Origin of the sequence: Siminovitchia jepli (assembly GCF_047228825.1) — a bacterium.
Taxonomy (GTDB): domain Bacteria; phylum Bacillota; class Bacilli; order Bacillales; family Bacillaceae_C; genus Siminovitchia.
The window spans coordinates 1-16984 of record NZ_JBFEGN010000018.1 but is presented as its reverse complement, the minus strand read 5'-3'; the positions used below and the strand labels follow the sequence as shown (position 1 = coordinate 16984).

At 42.8% G+C, this 16984-nt stretch carries 21 protein-coding genes and 1 pseudogene; 17 read left to right on the top strand and 5 right to left on the bottom strand.

Translation table 11 applies throughout. The features are described from left to right. Positions 1 to 19 precede the first annotated feature (19 nt). The 5 genes from ctaD to AB1L08_RS09020 all read left to right on the top strand — a co-directional run bounded on the left by ctaD (position 20) and on the right by AB1L08_RS09020 (position 4441). On the top strand, positions 20 to 1885 hold the full coding sequence (gene ctaD / locus AB1L08_RS09040; protein ID WP_413064337.1) for a cytochrome c oxidase subunit I: 1866 nt from the start codon (positions 20 to 22) through the stop codon (positions 1883 to 1885). Then, on the top strand, positions 1885 to 2514 hold the full coding sequence (locus AB1L08_RS09035) for a cytochrome c oxidase subunit 3 (RefSeq protein ID WP_413064336.1): 630 nt from the start codon (positions 1885 to 1887) through the stop codon (positions 2512 to 2514). Before ctaD ends, AB1L08_RS09035 begins: the two co-directional genes overlap by 1 nt. A 3-nt stretch (positions 2515 to 2517) precedes the next feature. Continuing rightward, positions 2518 to 2850 (top strand): cytochrome c oxidase subunit IVB, encoded by a 333-nt coding sequence (ctaF, locus tag AB1L08_RS09030; protein ID WP_413064335.1) that lies wholly within the window; start codon positions 2518 to 2520, stop codon positions 2848 to 2850. Positions 2851 to 2995: 145 nt separating this feature from the next. Then, positions 2996 to 3919 carry a cytochrome c oxidase assembly factor CtaG gene (gene ctaG / locus AB1L08_RS09025; protein WP_413064334.1) on the top strand — a complete coding sequence of 308 codons (924 nt, stop codon included), beginning with the start codon at positions 2996 to 2998 and terminating at the stop codon, positions 3917 to 3919. A gap of 60 nt (positions 3920 to 3979) precedes the next feature. Further along, positions 3980 to 4441 carry a DUF420 domain-containing protein gene (locus AB1L08_RS09020; RefSeq protein ID WP_413064333.1) on the top strand — a complete coding sequence of 154 codons (462 nt, stop codon included), beginning with the start codon at positions 3980 to 3982 and terminating at the stop codon, positions 4439 to 4441. A 159-nt stretch (positions 4442 to 4600) separates the two neighbouring features. On the opposite strand, the gene ytvI is transcribed toward AB1L08_RS09020, so the two are convergent. After that, complete coding sequence (gene ytvI / locus AB1L08_RS09015) at positions 4601 to 5659, bottom strand: sporulation integral membrane protein YtvI (RefSeq protein WP_413064332.1); 1059 nt, start codon at positions 5657 to 5659, stop codon at positions 4601 to 4603. A 107-nt stretch (positions 5660 to 5766) separates the two neighbouring features. Beyond that, the gene (locus AB1L08_RS09010) at positions 5767 to 6126 is read right to left on the bottom strand and encodes a YugN family protein (protein ID WP_413064331.1); all 360 of its coding nucleotides are present in this window, start codon (positions 6124 to 6126) and stop codon (positions 5767 to 5769) included. 187 nt (positions 6127 to 6313) lie between these two features. Here AB1L08_RS09010 and AB1L08_RS09005 point away from each other — a divergent pair, with 187 nt between their 5' ends. The 10 genes from AB1L08_RS09005 (at position 6314) to coaD (ending at position 12769) form a co-directional block, all read left to right on the top strand. Beyond that, positions 6314 to 6748 (top strand): CBS domain-containing protein, encoded by a 435-nt coding sequence (locus tag AB1L08_RS09005; protein WP_413064330.1) that lies wholly within the window; start codon positions 6314 to 6316, stop codon positions 6746 to 6748. 93 nt (positions 6749 to 6841) lie between these two features. Then, positions 6842 to 7942, top strand: coding sequence for a CAP domain-containing protein (locus tag AB1L08_RS09000; RefSeq protein ID WP_413064329.1), 1101 nt, complete (start codon positions 6842 to 6844; stop codon positions 7940 to 7942). Between the two features lie 81 nt (positions 7943 to 8023). Next, entirely contained in the window at positions 8024 to 8425 is a 402-nt protein-coding gene (ylbD, locus tag AB1L08_RS08995; protein WP_413064328.1) for a spore coat protein YlbD, read from the top strand. 17 nt (positions 8426 to 8442) lie between these two features. Continuing rightward, positions 8443 to 8679 (top strand): YlbE-like family protein, encoded by a 237-nt coding sequence (locus tag AB1L08_RS08990; RefSeq protein ID WP_413064327.1) that lies wholly within the window; start codon positions 8443 to 8445, stop codon positions 8677 to 8679. 91 nt (positions 8680 to 8770) lie between these two features. Further along, entirely contained in the window at positions 8771 to 9154 is a 384-nt protein-coding gene (locus tag AB1L08_RS08985) for a hypothetical protein (protein WP_413064326.1), read from the top strand. A gap of 54 nt (positions 9155 to 9208) precedes the next feature. Beyond that, positions 9209 to 9655, top strand: coding sequence for a YlbF/YmcA family competence regulator (locus AB1L08_RS08980; protein WP_413064325.1), 447 nt, complete (start codon positions 9209 to 9211; stop codon positions 9653 to 9655). 20 nt (positions 9656 to 9675) lie between these two features. Further along, positions 9676 to 9951 (top strand): YlbG family protein, encoded by a 276-nt coding sequence (locus AB1L08_RS08975; protein ID WP_413064324.1) that lies wholly within the window; start codon positions 9676 to 9678, stop codon positions 9949 to 9951. Positions 9952 to 10029: 78 nt separating this feature from the next. Further along, positions 10030 to 11412 (top strand): hypothetical protein, encoded by a 1383-nt coding sequence (locus AB1L08_RS08970; protein ID WP_413064323.1) that lies wholly within the window; start codon positions 10030 to 10032, stop codon positions 11410 to 11412. A gap of 89 nt (positions 11413 to 11501) precedes the next feature. Continuing rightward, positions 11502 to 12275 carry a 16S rRNA (guanine(966)-N(2))-methyltransferase RsmD gene (rsmD, locus tag AB1L08_RS08965; protein ID WP_413064322.1) on the top strand — a complete coding sequence of 258 codons (774 nt, stop codon included), beginning with the start codon at positions 11502 to 11504 and terminating at the stop codon, positions 12273 to 12275. Continuing rightward, a complete protein-coding gene (gene coaD / locus AB1L08_RS08960; RefSeq protein WP_413064321.1) occupies positions 12272 to 12769 on the top strand; it encodes a pantetheine-phosphate adenylyltransferase in 498 nt (165 codons plus the stop codon). The genes rsmD and coaD overlap by 4 nt, the downstream gene beginning before the upstream one ends. Here the strand turns inward: coaD and ylbJ are convergent. Further along, on the bottom strand, positions 12766 to 13971 hold the full coding sequence (gene ylbJ / locus AB1L08_RS08955; protein WP_413064320.1) for a sporulation integral membrane protein YlbJ: 1206 nt from the start codon (positions 13969 to 13971) through the stop codon (positions 12766 to 12768). The genes coaD and ylbJ overlap by 4 nt on opposite strands. Positions 13972 to 14061: 90 nt before the next feature. On the opposite strand from ylbJ, the gene AB1L08_RS08950 reads away from it, so the two are divergent. Then, positions 14062 to 14862 (top strand): patatin-like phospholipase family protein, encoded by an 801-nt coding sequence (locus AB1L08_RS08950; protein ID WP_413064319.1) that lies wholly within the window; start codon positions 14062 to 14064, stop codon positions 14860 to 14862. On the opposite strand, the gene AB1L08_RS08945 is transcribed toward AB1L08_RS08950, so the two are convergent. Both AB1L08_RS08945 and AB1L08_RS08940 read right to left on the bottom strand, forming a co-directional pair. Next, positions 14840 to 16063 carry a nucleotidyltransferase gene (locus tag AB1L08_RS08945; protein WP_413064318.1) on the bottom strand — a complete coding sequence of 408 codons (1224 nt, stop codon included), beginning with the start codon at positions 16061 to 16063 and terminating at the stop codon, positions 14840 to 14842. The genes AB1L08_RS08950 and AB1L08_RS08945 overlap by 23 nt on opposite strands. Positions 16064 to 16205: 142 nt before the next feature. Then, a complete protein-coding gene (locus tag AB1L08_RS08940; RefSeq protein ID WP_413064317.1) occupies positions 16206 to 16451 on the bottom strand; it encodes a hypothetical protein in 246 nt (81 codons plus the stop codon). A 353-nt stretch (positions 16452 to 16804) separates the two neighbouring features. Between AB1L08_RS08940 and AB1L08_RS08935 the strand changes: the two are divergent. After that, positions 16805 to 16984 (top strand): annotated as a pseudogene (locus tag AB1L08_RS08935) (DDE transposase); the annotation flags it as partial.

Here is a 16984-nt window from a genome sequence, read left to right as displayed (position 1 = left end):
AAACAAGGGAGGTTTAACTGTGAGTACTATTGCTCAAAAAAGAGGTTTCGGAGCCACCTTATGGGACTATTTAACAACTGTCGACCATAAAAAAGTTGGTATCTTATACTTTGGCGCAGGATTTTTCTTCTTCCTCCTGGGCGGCATCGAAGCCATGATTATTCGGATCCAGCTCGCAGTGCCCAACAATGACTTTGTAAGTGCTGGTACGTTTAACGAAATGATGACGATGCATGGAACGACAATGATTTTCTTGGCAGCCATGCCGATTTTGATTGGATTTATGAACGCGATTATGCCCCTTCAAATCGGAGCGCGGGATGTGGCATTCCCGTTTTTGAATGCCCTTGGATTATGGCTGTTCATCTTTGGGGGATTGTTGGTAAACGTATCCTGGCTTTTTGGCGGTGCTCCTGATGCCGGATGGACATCTTACGCGTCGCTTGCAATGAACTCCACAACCCATGGGATTGATTTTTACGCAACCGGTATCCAAATTTCGGGTTTCGGAACGCTCATGGGGGGCATTAACTTCCTGGTAACCATTATTAACATGCGGGCTCCGGGAATGACGTACATGAGAATGCCGATGTTTACCTGGACAACATTCGTCACTTCAGCACTAATTTTATTTGCTTTCCCGCCGCTTACTGTTTCATTGTTCCTGCTGACTTTCGACAGAATGTTCGGCTCCAACTTCTTCAACGTGGCAGCCGGGGGCAACACAATTATTTGGGAACACTTCTTTTGGATTTTTGGACACCCGGAAGTGTATATATTGATTTTGCCGGCTTTTGGCATATTCTCCGAGGTAATCTCAACCTTTTCGAGAAAAAGATTATTCGGTTATTCATCAATGGTTTTCGCTACCGTATTAATCGGATTCCTCGGCTTCATGGTTTGGGCTCACCATATGTTTACAGTTGGATTGGGTAATATTGCCAACGCGATTTTTGCTGTTGCAACAATGGCTATTGCCGTACCGACAGGTATTAAAATTTTTAACTGGCTATTGACGATGTGGGGAGGAAGCATTAAATTTACCACTCCGATGCTTTGGGCAGCGGCGTTTATTCCTTCATTCGTCATGGGCGGCGTAACTGGAATCATGCAGGCGGCAGCACCTGCCGACTATCAGTATCATGACACATACTTTATTGTTGCCCACTTCCACTATGTCATTGTTGGCGGGGTCGTATTCGGTATTTTTGCTGCCGTTCATTACTATTGGCCTAAAATGTTTGGACATATGCTGAATGAGACATTGGGGAAAATTACATGGTTCTTATTTGTGGTTGGATTCCATTTAACATTCTTCGTTCAACATTTCCTTGGTTTGATGGGAATGCCGCGAAGAGTAGCCACATTCCTTGACGGACAAGGATTGTCGACCGGAAACATGATAAGCTCCATCGGTGCTTTGACAATGGCTGTAGCCGTCATTGTATTGCTCATTAACGTTGTCCTGACAACAATCAAAAACGAACCTGTCGCAAATGACCCTTGGGGTGACGGACGCTCGATCGAGTGGGCGATTTCTTCACCAGCACCTTATTACAACTTTAAGCAGCTTCCGTTAGTTCGCGGGCTTGATGCGTTCTGGCTTGAAAAAATGGATGGTAAAACGGAAATGACGCCGGCTGAGCCTGTTGGAGACATTCATATGCCAAATGGTTCATTCATCCCATTCATGATTTCTTTTGGATTCTTCGTTGCTTCCTTTGGAGCCATTTACAACAAAGATTTCGCTTGGGGAATACCGGTATTAATCATTGGGCTGGCCATTTCCTTTGGGTCCATGCTTGTGCGCTCCCTGAAAGACGATCACGGCTATCATATCCCGAAAGCGGAGTTGCTGGAAGATGAGAAGGGGGTTAAGGCATAATGCATGTTGAACAGCAGTTTACTCCAGAAACATGGCCCGAGTTGCCGGAAAGGGCCACTCTGGAGGGTAAAAATAAATTTTTGGGCCTCTGGTTCTTTCTTGGAGGCGAAACCGTACTGTTTGCATCTTTTTTCGCCACGTACCTGGCGCTGAAAGATAAGGTTCCGGCAAGCGGCGGACTGACATCAACAGAAATATTCGAATTGCCGCTTGCATTTGCCATGACGATGCTGTTACTTACAAGTTCTGTAACGAGTGTGTATGCCATTTACCATTTGCGGAACTTTAACTATAAAAAGATGCAATTGTGGTTTATCATCACACTTTTATTGGGCTTAGGATTTTTTATATTGGAGATTTATGAGTTTCATCACTACACGACAGAATTGGGATTCGGTTTTAAAAGCAGTGCTTTCAGTTCGGCCTTCTATACGCTTGTAAGCTTCCATGGAGGACACGTAGTGTTCGGGCTTGGCTGGATTACGGCATTGCTTGTTCGTAACGCAAAACGGGGACTAAGTCTTTACAATGCGCCAAAGTTTTATTTGGCCAGTATTTATTGGCACTTTATTGACGTAGTCTGGGTATTTATCTTCACTGTCGTTTACTTAATGGGAATGGTGGGATAACGGATGGAAGATCAATCCTTAAATTCAGGAAATCCACGTGTTGATTATGAATACCGTCGCAGAAGAAACAAGGAAGCCATGCGCCATCAAGTCATTTCTTTTGTCATTTCAATTTTTCTTACTTTAGTGGCATTCGGGGCAGTGGCAGCCGGGTTTGACAAATGGTTTGTCATCCCGTTCATCCTTTTGCTCGCATTGGTTCAAGTCATTTTTCAATTATATTACTTCATGCATATGAGTGAAAGAGGGCATGAAGCGGTTCAATTATTTATATACGGCGGAGTCATTATTGGTTTTGTAACCATTTTATGCTTCGTAACCATTGTTTGGTTGTAATGCAAAGCCAGCCGAAATTTACGGCTGGCTTTTCGATTTTGTTTATTTTGTCATGAACTTGTCAATCGCTGTCATTGAATGGGATAATGGGTAAACGTATAATAAAAGCAGATAGGTACGTATTTTTCAAAAGAGGTGAAGGCAAATGCCTTTTGGCACGTTAAGCATATTTGGATTTCGGGCGCTTTGGAGCCCTTATTTTATGATTTTTGTCCTGTTGCTGATTGCCGGCTTTTTTTATCTGACAATTCAAAAGCGCCATCAGTTCGCCGGCAGCGAGCCGTTAACAAAGAAAGAGGGCATCCTCTTTGTCACAAGCATGGTCCTCCTTTATATCATTAAAGGATCCCCTGTAGACTTGTTAGCACATATCATGTTTTCTTTTCATATGGTGCAGATGGCATTTCTTTACCTTGTCATACCGCCGCTTTTTATTGCCGGCGTGCCGAACTGGCTTTGGCAGGAAATCATTGAATGGCCGGTTATCCGTTCAATGTTCCGTTTTTTTACAAAACCTCTTATTGCCCTTGTTGCGTTTAATGGATTATTTTCGGTTTATCATATTCCGCTTGTAATGGATTTCGTTAAAATGCATCTGCTTTTGCATGCATCTTATACGGTATTATTATTCGTGTTCGCCATCTTTCTATGGTGGCCGTTAGTCAATTCGCTTCCGGATCAATACCAGCTCCATGGATTGAAAAAGATCGGCTATATACTCGGGGATGGAGTCCTTCTCACGCCTGCGTGCGGTCTTATTATTTTTGCCCCGGAAGCCATGTATGCCACATATACCGACGGCGAATTGTGGTTAAAAGCGATGGCCCTTTGTGTGCCCGGTACAACATTGTCCGGACTGGACATAAGCGGTCCTGAACTGTTCACAAACATTCCGGCAAGGGAAGATCAGCAGTTGGGCGGCGTATTGATGAAGATTATTCAGGAAATTGTCCTTGCCACCATTTTGGCAAAAGTATTTTTTGATTGGTACAAAAAAGAACAAAGCGATTCGGAACGTGTTGATGAGGCAGGATCACTTGTTCACCAGGAACCCCGCCATGCAGATTAATGGGGATACAAGGGGATTTTCATTTGTTTAATCTATAAGTAAGGAAGGAAAGCGAAAGAAATGTCTATTCCAATATTACCGACGATCAGTACGGCATGTATCGTGATTAGCGCCGCCCTCGTAGCAATCGGCTGGGGAAAGATCAAAAAAAGAGAAATTGAAAGCCATCGAAAAACGATGATGGCCGCCGCTGTATTTGCCGTAATCTTTTTTGCCATTTATTCAACGAGAACAGTGTTTATTGGCAATACCTCCTTTGGAGGTCCGGATGAATTAAAGTTATTTTATACGATTTTCCTATTCTTTCACATTACATTGGCAACTGCAGGGGCTGTCCTCGGGATCATTTCCTTATGGACCGGATATAAAGACAGGCGGCAAGTTCACCGCAAGATCGGGCCATTCACGAGTGTCGTATGGCTGGGAAGCGGCATAACGGGTGTCATTGTATATTTGCTGCTGTATGTGATTTACCAGGGGGGTGAAACGACTTCCCTTATCAAAGCGATATTGGGAAATTAAAAACAACATGCCGGGTATTTCCTGGCATGTTGTTTTTAATCTGAAGAGGCGAAGCGACAGTATAAAGGAAGCTTCGGCAGTTTATAGTAGACAACGGCGCGTGGGCTCCGGTGCACATGGTTTTCGGGTCATTGCACATCGATTAAAGTGCCCGAACTTTTATATTTTAAAGTTTAATTTGATAATCCCGGCCTCTCGTGCTGTTTTGAAAACGATGAGCAGCAATGGCCCTATAAAAAATCCGAGAAATCCAAATAATTTTAAACCGAGGTACATGGCAATTAAAGTTGCAAGCGGGGACAGACCGATATGGGTTCCCATTACTTTTGGTTCAATTGTTCTTCTAATAATAAGCAAGACAGCCGCAAGAATCGCCAGCTTTGTCCCAAGGACGACATTGCCGGATAACAAGTGGTAAAGCGACCAGGGAGCCAGTATGACTATAGAGCCGATGATAGGTATTAAATCGATGATCCAAATAATAATGGACATAATTATGGCTGTTTTGGGAGAAATGATTAGCAGGCCAATTAATGATGCAGCGAGAATCAACAAACTGACTAAAAACTGTGCTTTGCAAAAACCAAAAACAACCGTTGATATCCTTTTCGTCATGAAGTTTACTTTTTCCGAAGTTTGATCGGTTAAATGGCGGTGAATCCCATTTCGTATCTTTGGCAAATCCAGCATAAATAAAAATAACGCGATCAAGTATACGAGAAAGCTCACTAAAAAATTTGGTATGTATGATAATACCGTACTGATATTTTCTATATTGATATAATTGCGAATGCTCGTTACGATTGTATTAATAAAACTATTTATTTCTTCGGTAACGGCATGTACCATTTCTTGCGGAAACGTTTGGGCAGCATTTTTAAATTGTTCTTCATAATGAACCCAAATGTTCGAAACATTGTTCACGTATTGCGGCAAATCTTCGACAAGCTTAACCCCTTGACTGATGACTTTGGTGGTTGTGAAATAAATGCCGGTCCCCATAACCAGTGTAAATACAGTAAAGACAATTATAACGATATAATGTCTTTTCATTTTAACCCTTGATTGCAGCATTCTTACGAGCGGCTCCAGCAAAAGTGCCGTAATCAATGCGGCGATCAGCGGGACAGATACAGGCAGAATATAAAAGGCGGCCAAGCCGAGAATCACGATAAGGGCGGCAAAAATCATATGCTTTCTTCTAAACATTCCTCGCAAAATGGTTCTCCTTTTTCATGATATTTATTTATTATATAATGTCCATAGCCTTTTCGGTAGTAATATGCAGGCGAACAGCAAAAAGAACACGGAAAATCCGTGTCCTTTTATTCAGAATACAGCTCCAAATCTTTTTTAATGTTCTCCAGCATTTTCTGGCATTGCTTCACAAGATGCTCCGGAAAATATTCATCGTCTCCGTACTCTACCCCGTGAGGATAGTAATGCTTGCCAAGAAGCGGTGCCATCAGTTGAATGAGCGCCTTCCGGCTGCCTACATCCCCTTCAACGCTATAGCCCGGGATGCGCAAGTAGTATGTACCTTCTTTTACTTGGAATTTATGATCATAAGTAACCCGCTCATAATCCCACTGTCCTGCAAGGACCATTCTGTGTTTGCTCATGATTTCGTTCAGGCGGTTTAAATCAATTTTAATCGATTCAAAACCACTATTTTCGAATTTCATATCTTCAATCCCTCCTCAATAATACAGGCCGAATACTACATGAATAATTCCCCATGTTTTATAATAGTCGAAAAAGCACCTGGTTGCAACAAAGCCCTCCTCCAAATGTAACAATTGTGTATAATTTGCGGACTGTTGGTGAACATATGAAACGTGTAAATGAAATATTTTAGGAGGAGGAAAAATCATGACGCATATTCGGGATATTATGACGGATGAAGTTGAAACGTGTTCATTAAATGACAATATTTATGAAGTTGCGGTAAAAATGAAAGAATGGGATGTGGGCGTGATCCCGATTGTAGAAGGAAAAAGGCTTGTAGGCATTCTGACGGATCGTGATATTGTTCTCAGGTGCATTGCGGAGAAAAACCCTCCTTCTTCCAAGGTTGAAGACATCATGAGTGAGAATTTGTTTACTGTAACTCCTGATACGACGACACAGGAAGCAGCGAGATTAATGGCCAAAGAGCAAATTCGCAGGCTGCCGGTTGTTGAAAACGGTGAGCTCGTCGGAATTGTTGCCCTTGGAGACCTGGCTGTCCGCGATTTAACCGATAGTCAGGCAAAAACGGCATTATCCGAAATATCCGAACCGGATGAAGAACAATCCTTTCATTGATTTTACAAACACAAGTCATGTTTTTTTAAAAACCCTGTATTACAGGGTTTTTTCTTGCTGTAGTTTATTGTACATGCCGGGGGAAGTGGTATAATGAAAACTAATTATAGAAAGAGTTTCCGGGGAGGAGGAAAAAATCTGCGTACGTTCATCAGAGTCATCATTTTGGCAATCATTTTGCTGTTTATCAGCTTTTATACATATTCTCCTGAACAACCAGGCCCCTTAAAAGATCATACGTATGTACATCCTCCTAAATATGACGAAGAAAGCCCTCCTGATGATCATGTTCCGGATTATGAAACCCAGCCTGAAAGCGGATTGGCTTCTTATATCGGAAAATCCGCCGCACAGTTGCTGAAAGAATATGGAAAACCTGACAGAAAAGAACCGTCTGCCTACGATTATGAATGGTGGGTGTACAATAAGCACGCCGGCAAATACATGCAAGCGGGAGTCCGGGATGGAATGATTGTGACATTATACGTTTTAGGCGATCAATTGAATGTTACCCCTTATAAAATAGGCCAGCCGGTCGAGGACATATACCGGGCGAATATGCTGGAGACAGAAATTGTCATCACTTCAGAAAAAGGAACTTATCGGCTCGAACTTTCAGAAGAAGATTTAAACATCAGGCCTCTGATCCGGCTTGGGGATATTTTCGCACAACTTTCCATTGATAAATTTACCGGCAGGTTGTTCAGTGTCCGTTTCCTTGATCAGGATACGCTCGTTGCCCAAAGGCCGTACGAACTTGTATATAGGGGAGATTTGATTCAGACAAAAGAGCCCGGCGATCAGGAATGGAGGGCTATTGAAAGCGGGAGCGAGCGTCAAATATATGATTTAACGAATATTTTTCGAAACAGGTTTGGTCTGGAATCATTAAAATGGGATGAGGAGATTTCGGAAGTTGCTTACGGTCATAGCAAAGATATGAATTTGAATGATTACTTTGACCATGAATCCCCAAAATACGGTGATTTGGAAAAGCGGTTGACGGAAGGAAATGTGGAGTTTCAGTCGGCTGCAGAAAATATTGCAGCCGAATATATTGACGGGCCGGCAGCGTTTGAAGGATGGATTAATTCGGAGAATCACAGGAAAACAATGCTGGATAAAGGTTTTTCCTTTATCGGGATCGGTGTTTATAAAAAGAATTACACCCAAAACTTTGTGGGGAAAAAATGAAATGTAACCGAGTGGCATTATATATTCTTCAACATATATTATGAAGGGACGGATAATCGAGTCATTTGAGGTGATTGAGGGATGACAAGGAAAAAACTTCACCCGTCAGTCGAACAATTCAAGCAATTTGTAAGGGAACATCCCAACCTTGTCAAACTGGTCAGGGCCGAGGAAAACACTTGGCAAGAACTGTACGAGGAATGGTACTTGCTTGGCGAGGATGACCCCAAATGGGAAAAATATAAGAAGGGGAATACGGCGGAAACGAACGAAAACAAGGATGATGTAAAAAAATGGGTTCATCAATTTTCCGGTCTGTTAAAAAAAATGGATGTGAATCAAATGCAATACCATATTGATAATTTAAGCCAGGCAATCGGTGCGATCCAAGGCCTTCTCTCCCAATTCCAAGGAAGCAGCCAGCAACAAAGCAATCCTGTCCAAGAGGCACCCCGCAATCCTTTTGCTTTTAGAAAAGACTGACGTAAGGAGGAGGATGGATGAGAGCCGATGTGTTGGAGTACATTTATTCCAATCATGAACTAAAACAATTTATCCGGGAACAGCCCCAATGGTATCGAAAATTGTCCAGAGATCCAAAACAATTGGAGCAATTTGAAATAGCCTCCCTTCATTACTTTAAAAAAACCATTCCGCATCAAGTGGAAAAATTTTCACAGGGAGTGCAAATGGCAAACATGTTTATGGGCATGCTTCAGGCAATGAATGCAAAGTAGAGAATACATGGAAACGAAATTCCATGTGTTCTTTATTTTTTTGCATGAAGGATATTGTTTGGAGAAAAGCTATGAACAAGGAGTGATTATATTGAAAATCATGGCAATTTGTTTCATGGTGCTTTTATTTGCCGGCGGCTGTGCCCAAAGATTGCCGGAACCGGAATCAATGAAAGCAAAGGCTTCAGAGGAAAGCCAGACCCAAAAAACATTGACGGTTCATCGAAATGTAAAAGGAAACACCTTATTTATAGAATGTTTTGTCCCGTCCATTTCATTTTCCAATCAGTCAGGGGTAAAAAATAAGGGGAAAGCCCGATTATATATGAACGGAAAATTTCATAGCGAGCATGAAACGGCCGCTTTTATTGTCAAGGATCTTCCCAAAGGCGTACATGCCATTAAAATAGAAATTGTAAATCTCAATAGTGAGCCGGTAGGGTTAAGTGAGCAGTTTTCAGTCACAATTCCCTAACACAGTCGCATGGCAAATAAAAACATGGTAGAATAGGTTGTGGAGGTGAACCTTTTGCTTGCAACACTTGAAAGAGTTGAAATTATTGAAAAAGCCGAGATGCTCGGGAAGATGATCAATGCCACCGATATTGCCGAAAAGTACCGGTTTTATTATCATAAATTGCATCAAGATAAAACGACAAAAGAAAAAATAGAAGCTTTTGTCAAAATGAAAGAAATATATGAAGAAGTTCAACGGTTTGGACGGTTCCATCCCGATTATAAACAGATCATGAAAAAGGTTCGCGAATTAAAAAGGGATATGGATTTGGATGAAAATGTGGCTAATTTTCGGAAAGCGGAAAATGAAATCCAATCCATTTTAGATGAAATTAGCATGTTAATTGGAAAAGCGGTCTCCGCCAATATCAAGGTGGCAACGGGCAATCCCTTTTTTGAAGCAGGTTCCGCTTGCGGCGGCGGATGCGGTACGGGCGGCGGATGCGGCTGTTCTGCCTAAAGTAAAAAAGGAGATTATACATGTTTACAAAAAAGCAGGGATTGATTGTATGGATGACCCATACGAAAAACATAAAGACATTGAGGCGATTCGGCAATATACATTATGTTTCCAAGAGAATGAAGTATGCCGTTCTTTATTGCAACCAGGAAGAATTGGGGATGATTTCGGACAAGCTGCGGCAGCTTCAATTTGTAACCAAAGTGGAGCCATCATACAAGCCTTTTTTAAAGACCGAGTTTGAAAATGCCAAACCGGATAAAGCAAAAGAATATGACTATCGAATTGGTCTTTAATGAGAAGACGGCCGGGTAAGAGGCCGTCTTTAAATATAGAGAGAACATGCAAAAGGAAGATCAGGGAGATTTGATACGATGTCGAAAAATGTCTTGCTGGCCGTTTCCATACTTATGATATTAATAAGTGGTCTGCTTTTTTTTCAATGGAACACTGTATCCATTTCCACCTTTTCCAGCGGGAAAAAGCCTGAACAAAATGTGGCTGTCCGGCATATGCAGAACCACTTTCAAGTAAAGCAATCCATCAAACAGATGCCGGAAGGAAGCTACGAAATTCGCAAGCCCAAGAAACTGGATTCGTTTTCTTGTGAAAGCAGCCGCCATCAATCGTGTGTGTGGCTGAATCAGGAAAAAACAAGAATCGCTTTTGGAAAAGAAGAAGAGATTACTTTTACCTACCAGCTTTCATCAGCGGAAAACCGTGATCACTTTGTATTGGACAATTGGCTGTTTCAAGTGGAGGATGTCACTTGTCATTTTAGCCGGATTCAACTTACGGAAGAAAAATGGCGGCAAGGAGAATGGTTGGCAGCGGCCGATTCCATAGGCAAGAAAAAAATGGATGCCATCGATTATTATGTGTTTGAGACGAATCATGAAAGCCCGGCTCTTTATTGGAATGCGAATAGGTTGCAGGAAATATACAAGGATCAGCATGTGGCGATTTATTCGGAAAGCAGCGTACCGGCGGATTTTTCAAAGTTAAAAGATCTGGATAGAAGTGGGAAGCTGCTGGCCGTCATGACGAAAAAAGAAAAAAAATTTCATGATCATGACGATTTGATCCTTGTTCCGAATCAGGGAGAGGAAGCCATTTTGCTGGCGATCCTCAAAAAAACTTTATTGATGGAAGAAAAGCAAGAATGGTTGCTTGATGTGATGATTTCAGCGTTTTTTGAGCGGCCTTTCGGAAGTGAAAAAGCCCAAAAAATGTACCTTGAGTTGGAGCGTGAATTACAGAAAGATGGTGTTAACCGCTGGTTGGCGAAGGTTCTGCCCAGCAAAACGGTCATATCGGCACGGGACTTGGATGAATATATATGGGAAACGGCAGGCATAAAGACGAATTTTTTTACAATAAACGCCCAAGAAAAGAAGCCGTTTATCCCGTATTATGTACTGGATGAAAGGCCTGTTCTGGTCAATGGGAAGGCGGCGGATGAGATAACAATCTTGTACCATGGCGAACATCCGTATATTTCCTTCATTCCACTTGTTGCCCAGCTCGGGTTTGCAGTCCAATCGGGAACGAATGAGGTAATGATCAAAAGGGGAGACGGCGCTTACCATTTTTATTATGGAAGGAAAATATTTTATAAAAATGGACGCCCATTTGGCCTTTCCGGCAATCCTTTTCTCACAGTCGGAGAGGAGACATATATCCGTACCGAGCTGCTCCTTCCTGTCTTGGGGGTAAACATAAATGAAACAAGCAACCAAATCCATCTAAAAGAATAAAAAACCCTGCAGAATTTCTGCAGGGTCCTTCTATTTTCCGCCTTGGCGGATAGAAGGCAAAGGGAGAGGAGAAACCGGAGGAAGAACTTATGGGGAAACGTAAGTCTTCTCCGCGGTTGGCAACAACATCTGCTGCGATGTTGTTATCCATATTATCGCCTGCCGGGAGAGTTTTATACATATTTTTACCCGCAGGTTCTTGCTTGGCAAAAGTTTTTGCCTGCTGGCTTGTCCCTTTTTTTTGTGTTAGTATAAAAAAGTATGAAAAAGATCGAATGGTGACGAATATGAGGATCATATCAGGCAGCTGCAAAGGCAGAAAATTAAAAGCGGTTCCAGGAAAATCAACACGGCCGACGACAGACAAAATGAAAGAAACCATTTTTAACTGGATTGGCCCCTATTTTAGCGGGGGACTTGGCCTTGATTTATTTGCCGGAAGCGGAGGGGTCGGTTTGGAAGCGTTAAGCCGGGGCCTCGACCGGGTAATCTTTATAGATCATGACAAATTTGCCGTCCAAACGGTGAAAGCGAACGTGTCTTTATGCGGTTTTGACGATCAAGGCGAAATATATCAAAACGATGCAGGCAGGGCTTTGAAAGCCGTCAGAAAGAGAGGCTTGCAGTTTGATGTAATTTTTATCGATCCTCCATACCAAAAGCAAAAAATCGCTGCATTGCTCGAAGAGATCGATAAACATTCATTGCTGAAGGAGACGGGCTCCATCGTTTGTGAACACGCTCCGGAAGTAACGCTTCCCGCCTCTGTCGGGAAGCTTGTACAAGCAAAACAAACTCATTATGGAATGAGCAGTTTGTCGTTATATAACATTCAACATTCTAAAGAGGGGGAAACAGAATGAAGAGCATTGCAGTGTGCCCGGGAAGTTTTGATCCCGTAACAAACGGGCATTTGGACATCATTCGCCGGGCGGCGAAGGTATTTGACGAAGTATATGTCGTTGTCTTGAGCAATTCTTCCAAACGCCCGTTGTTTTCAACAGATGAAAGAACAGATTTACTAAAAAAAGTAACGAAAGAAATACATAATGCGAAGGTCGATTCCTTTAACGGCCTGCTTGTCGATTATGCAAAGAGCATCGGTGCAAGCGCGATCGTAAGGGGACTGAGGGCCGTTTCTGATTTTGAATACGAGATGCAAATTACGTCCATGAACAGGGTGTTGAATGAAAACATCGAAACATTTTTCATGATGACGAATAACCAATATTCATTTTTAAGTTCAAGCATTGTAAAAGAAGTGGCCAAATACGGAGCCAATATTTCGGATTTAGTTCCGTTACAAGTTGAAAAAGCGCTAAAAGAAAAGTTTTTGCAAAAAAACAAAGAGGCTTAATTGGCTGTTCTCATCTTTCGAACGTAAAAACCGATGCCAACCATTAATATGAAAATTGTACAAATCGGGCCGATATGGCCAAGCCAGGCCAACACTTTTTCCCACCAATCAACCTGGAACTGCAAAAATACCGGTTCGGCTGATGAGCGCAACAAAAATTTTTGTTCAAATGGGACCCATAAAAGAAACGTAAACAGCCCGGATATAAACCCTTGAAAGATGCGGGCAATAAAAAACGGGAGAAACCGTATATCTGTCTCGGCCAGAACACTGGCAACCTGGGCTTGGATACTAAAGCCGCTGAAACCCAAAAGAAAACTGGCCAATACTGCCTGGTGCATCAGGGCTGCATCCGTCTGGCTCGTCATTTGGCACCCGATCGTGATTTCAAATAGTCCGGCGATTGAAGGAATGCTCAAGTCCGCCGGCAATTGCAAAACTGTCAATAATCCCTTGGCGATTTTTGCCAGCAGCAACGTAATATGAAGGTGAAACAAAAGCTTATTAATCACCGAAAATAAGATGATGAAGCCGCCAATCATGAGCAGCGTGTTGATGGAAGTGATCACTGCGTCCCCAACCAGCTTGCCGATTGGCTTTTTATTTTCAAGCCTTGTGTGGTGCAATGCTGATAATGACTCGGCAAAAACGGAGCGGGAGGATGCCCGTTTATATTCCCCGGACTCATTTTTTCCATACCATCTCATGATGACCCCAACGCAGAAATTGCCAAAATAATGGGCAGCCGCTAACATAAACCCCAGTTTCGGGTTGTGAAAGAAACCGACCGATACCGCCCCGAAAATAAAAAGGGGACTGGAACAATTTGTAAACGATACGAGCCGCTCGGCTTCGTCCCTGGTCAACTGGCCTTCCTGGCGAAGCCTGGCAGTGATTTTGGCCCCTGCCGGAAAACCTGAAGCCATACCCATTGCCCATGCAAATCCGCCAACCCCGGGAACTCTAAATAACGGGCGCATAAAAGGCTCAAGCAATATTCCCACAAATTTCACGACCCCGAAACCGATCAGTAATTCGGAAAGTACAAAGAAAGGAAAAAGGGATGGAAAGACAATTTCCCACCACATATTTAACCCCCGAACGGAAGCTTCAAACGACTTTTCCGGCAGTAGGATCATGGAAGCAGCCATGCATGATATGCTTGCGGCGAGTAAGATTGTTTTTATTTTTGATAAGCTCAATTCCTGACCTCCCTGTCCAACATCCCTACATAATCAATATACTCATAGGCTGTTCATTTAGACCATAAAATGGGATGGGGAGGGATGGCAATGGAGAAGCCAAAAATTGGCCTGGCGCTTGGATCGGGCGGTGCAAGGGGGTTTGCCCATTTGGGGGTCATTAAAGCTTTGACGGAAAATTCCATTCCGGTTGACATGATTGCCGGAAGCAGCATGGGAGCGCTCGTAGGCTGTTTTTACGCATTCGGACATGATGTTGAAAAACTGATCCAACTTTCAAAGGCATTTCGCAGGAAACATTATTTGGATTTTACCGTACCAAAAATGGGCTTTATTTCAGGAAAACGACTCAAAAACTTTATTCGGCTGTTTATGCAGGGGAAACAACTGGAACAATTAAATATCCCTGTAGCCGTGATCGCCACCGATTTGCATACGGGGGAGAAAGTGGTTTTTATGGAGGGGCAGGCGGCAGAAGCCATTAGGGCAAGTATTTCAATACCGGGAATATTCATACCGGAAAAAATAAACGGGCGGCTGTTGATTGATGGCGGGGTTTCAGATCGGGTGCCGATCTCGACAGTAAGGGAAATGGGGGCCAATATTGTCATTGGCGTTGATGTTTCAAGGGTTAATCCAAGAGCTGACATTCAAACGATTTATGACGTGATTATGCAAAGCATTGATATATTACAAATGGAAATCATTGCCGCACGGGAAATGGAATCAGATATTATGATTTTACCTCCTGTAGAACATGTAAATGCCAGGGCATTTAAAAATATTGAAGAAATTATTGATAAAGGTGAAGAGGCCACTCTTTTAAAATTGCCCGAAATAAACGAAGCGATTAAAAGGTGGCCCCAATCTAATAACGGGTCCCGATCATAATGGGCGGCTGTGCGAATTCAAGCGAAAACAGGCTGCTTTTTTCGGGTTCCGGCAATACATGTGCATAAACTTGCGAAGATTTTCGGTCCAACACGAGCCAATCTTCAGGGCAAGAGGAAACGGTCGAAATAAGCGGAAGCTCCAGCTCTTTTTTTCTTTTGTTCAAATAATCCCTGCCTGTCCGGCTCATTCCGAGCAAACGGATGTATTGCGGCTTTTCGGCAGCAGGAACCATTACGCTCTTCGGTGTATTTGTCAAGATGTGCACACAAATTCGCTGCAATCTTGTCCATGTATACCTTTTTGTTTTAACGCTTTGCATAAAAGAGTGAAAGCTTTTGGCGCTTTTGGCAGCTTTTTTCAGCCGGTAAGGCAGTCCTTCCTCGGCATCGTATATTTCCTGAAGCTCATCCTCGCTCATTGTCAGCAGGCGGTATTGGAAAAAAGGCCAATAATCTTCCCATCCATGGAGCTTTTTGTATTTTTGTACATAGGAAGCGAGCACAGAAAGTGTCGATTCGGGAACATAGGGACGAATTTGATCAAGGTCCGGATTTTCGCTTAATGATTTCCGAATCGATGTGGCACTCGCAATTTTTTCATGATGGAAGGTTTGGTCATGATGCCCCGCTTTGCTGCGCTTTACCGTAAAAAAATGGATTTTGCTGTTCATCTCATGTGCCGCACGTATGTATTGGTAGCCCAATATGTTGTTCGGCTTCGATAAATCGACACCATCACGCAATCCGTCTTTAAGGGAGCTGTATGCCTGGGCGAGGGCACGCGGATAACTGACTCCCTGTTTTATGTAAGCTTTGATGTAATGATCATATGTATCAGAATGTTTATTTAAATATTCGAGCGTATTCAAAAAAGGTTTTACTTCGCCCGATTCACTGCCAAAACAAATGGAGTCGCATTTTAGCGCATTGAGCAGATAGACAGCTCCATAAGCAAAAATCTCCGCTTTTTGCACGGCGAATGCATATGGCAGTTCCACAACAATATCCAGTCCTGCTTCAAGGGCCATTCTTGTCCTGTACCATTTTGAAACGAGCGCAGGCTCACCCCTCTGCAAAAAATTTCCGCTCATTACACAAATTGCCACATCTGCCGCGGACACTTCTTTCGTTTTTTGCAAATGATACAGATGCCCGTTATGAAATGGATTATATTCTGCAATAATGCCAACACTTTTCATAAGATCTTCCCCTGTTAAAATATCGTAACTATATATTACCCGAAAGAACCCTTGATTGGAAATAAGTAAAATTTATATCAGCGGAGATACTGGTCTGCAGACAAGTTCATGCGGGATAAGTTAAAGAGGGGAAAAATCCAAATTATTCAGATTCTTTTCGATAACCATAAGGGCTGCCTCCAGGGTATCCTCCTTGGTAAGGAAATTGATGCACCGGTAGACCATAACCGGTATATCCCGGATATCCGCCATAGCCTCCCATACCGGATGGTCCGCCGTAACCTCCCATGCCTCCAAATCCACCTGGCCCTGCGTAGCCTCCATAACCGGGATAACCGCCAAAGCCCATGGAAGAAGGTCCGTAAAATTGTCTTTCTTGTTTGCTCATTGTTTCACCTCCCAGTTACCATTTCGCATTAGTCTATGTATAAAAAACCAAGCCGTGAAGGCGATTGTCCTCTTTATTTTCTTTTTTAATGGGGAAGGTAAAGATAAGCTGATTTTGCAAAGGTGTAAAGAAGCTAATTGCGATGTCTCGTAAATCCAAACAGTCCAAGGGCTAGAACGAAGGCATAAAAAAATTTTCCCCCAACAAAACCGCGTAAAACTGGGCTTTTTGGAAAAGGAAATGCGGAAAAAGGCAAAATCCACCCCAAAAAAAGAAAGCAGGTGAAACTGCACCATAACTGGGTTAAAATGTAAGTAACCAAACAAACATTTCCAGTTAGGAGGTTCACCTGTATGGCTATTATACCACAACTGAGTTTGTTTTCCTGGAAAGAAATTGATGAACTTGGAGATTTGGATAGACTTCGTCTTGTACTCGAATATATGCCGGATGAGGAACTTATGAGGACGCTTGAACAAAGGCGTGGACATGGCCGAAATGACTATCCGGTTCGTGCCATGTGGAATTCTGTC

Bases quoted from the DNA above. Each gene is read 5' to 3' on its own strand.
- AB1L08_RS09035 (WP_413064336.1), top strand. From the start codon at position 1,885: ATGCATGTTGAACAGCAGTTTACTCCAGAAACATGGCCCGAGTTGCCG.
- ctaF (WP_413064335.1), top strand. From the start codon at position 2,518: ATGGAAGATCAATCCTTAAATTCAGGAAATCCACGTGTTGATTATGAA.
- ctaG (WP_413064334.1), top strand. From the start codon at position 2,996: ATGCCTTTTGGCACGTTAAGCATATTTGGATTTCGGGCGCTTTGGAGC.
- AB1L08_RS09020 (WP_413064333.1), top strand. From the start codon at position 3,980: ATGTCTATTCCAATATTACCGACGATCAGTACGGCATGTATCGTGATT.
- AB1L08_RS09010 (WP_413064331.1), bottom strand. From the start codon at position 6,126: ATGAAATTCGAAAATAGTGGTTTTGAATCGATTAAAATTGATTTAAAC.
- AB1L08_RS09005 (WP_413064330.1), top strand. From the start codon at position 6,314: ATGACGCATATTCGGGATATTATGACGGATGAAGTTGAAACGTGTTCA.
- AB1L08_RS09000 (WP_413064329.1), top strand. From the start codon at position 6,842: ATGAAAACTAATTATAGAAAGAGTTTCCGGGGAGGAGGAAAAAATCTG.
- ylbD (WP_413064328.1), top strand. From the start codon at position 8,024: ATGACAAGGAAAAAACTTCACCCGTCAGTCGAACAATTCAAGCAATTT.
- AB1L08_RS08990 (WP_413064327.1), top strand. From the start codon at position 8,443: ATGAGAGCCGATGTGTTGGAGTACATTTATTCCAATCATGAACTAAAA.
- AB1L08_RS08975 (WP_413064324.1), top strand. From the start codon at position 9,676: ATGTTTACAAAAAAGCAGGGATTGATTGTATGGATGACCCATACGAAA.
- AB1L08_RS08970 (WP_413064323.1), top strand. From the start codon at position 10,030: ATGTCGAAAAATGTCTTGCTGGCCGTTTCCATACTTATGATATTAATA.
- rsmD (WP_413064322.1), top strand. From the start codon at position 11,502: ATGGGGAAACGTAAGTCTTCTCCGCGGTTGGCAACAACATCTGCTGCG.
- coaD (WP_413064321.1), top strand. From the start codon at position 12,272: ATGAAGAGCATTGCAGTGTGCCCGGGAAGTTTTGATCCCGTAACAAAC.
- AB1L08_RS08950 (WP_413064319.1), top strand. From the start codon at position 14,062: ATGGAGAAGCCAAAAATTGGCCTGGCGCTTGGATCGGGCGGTGCAAGG.
- AB1L08_RS08945 (WP_413064318.1), bottom strand. From the start codon at position 16,063: ATGAAAAGTGTTGGCATTATTGCAGAATATAATCCATTTCATAACGGG.
- AB1L08_RS08940 (WP_413064317.1), bottom strand. From the start codon at position 16,451: ATGAGCAAACAAGAAAGACAATTTTACGGACCTTCTTCCATGGGCTTT.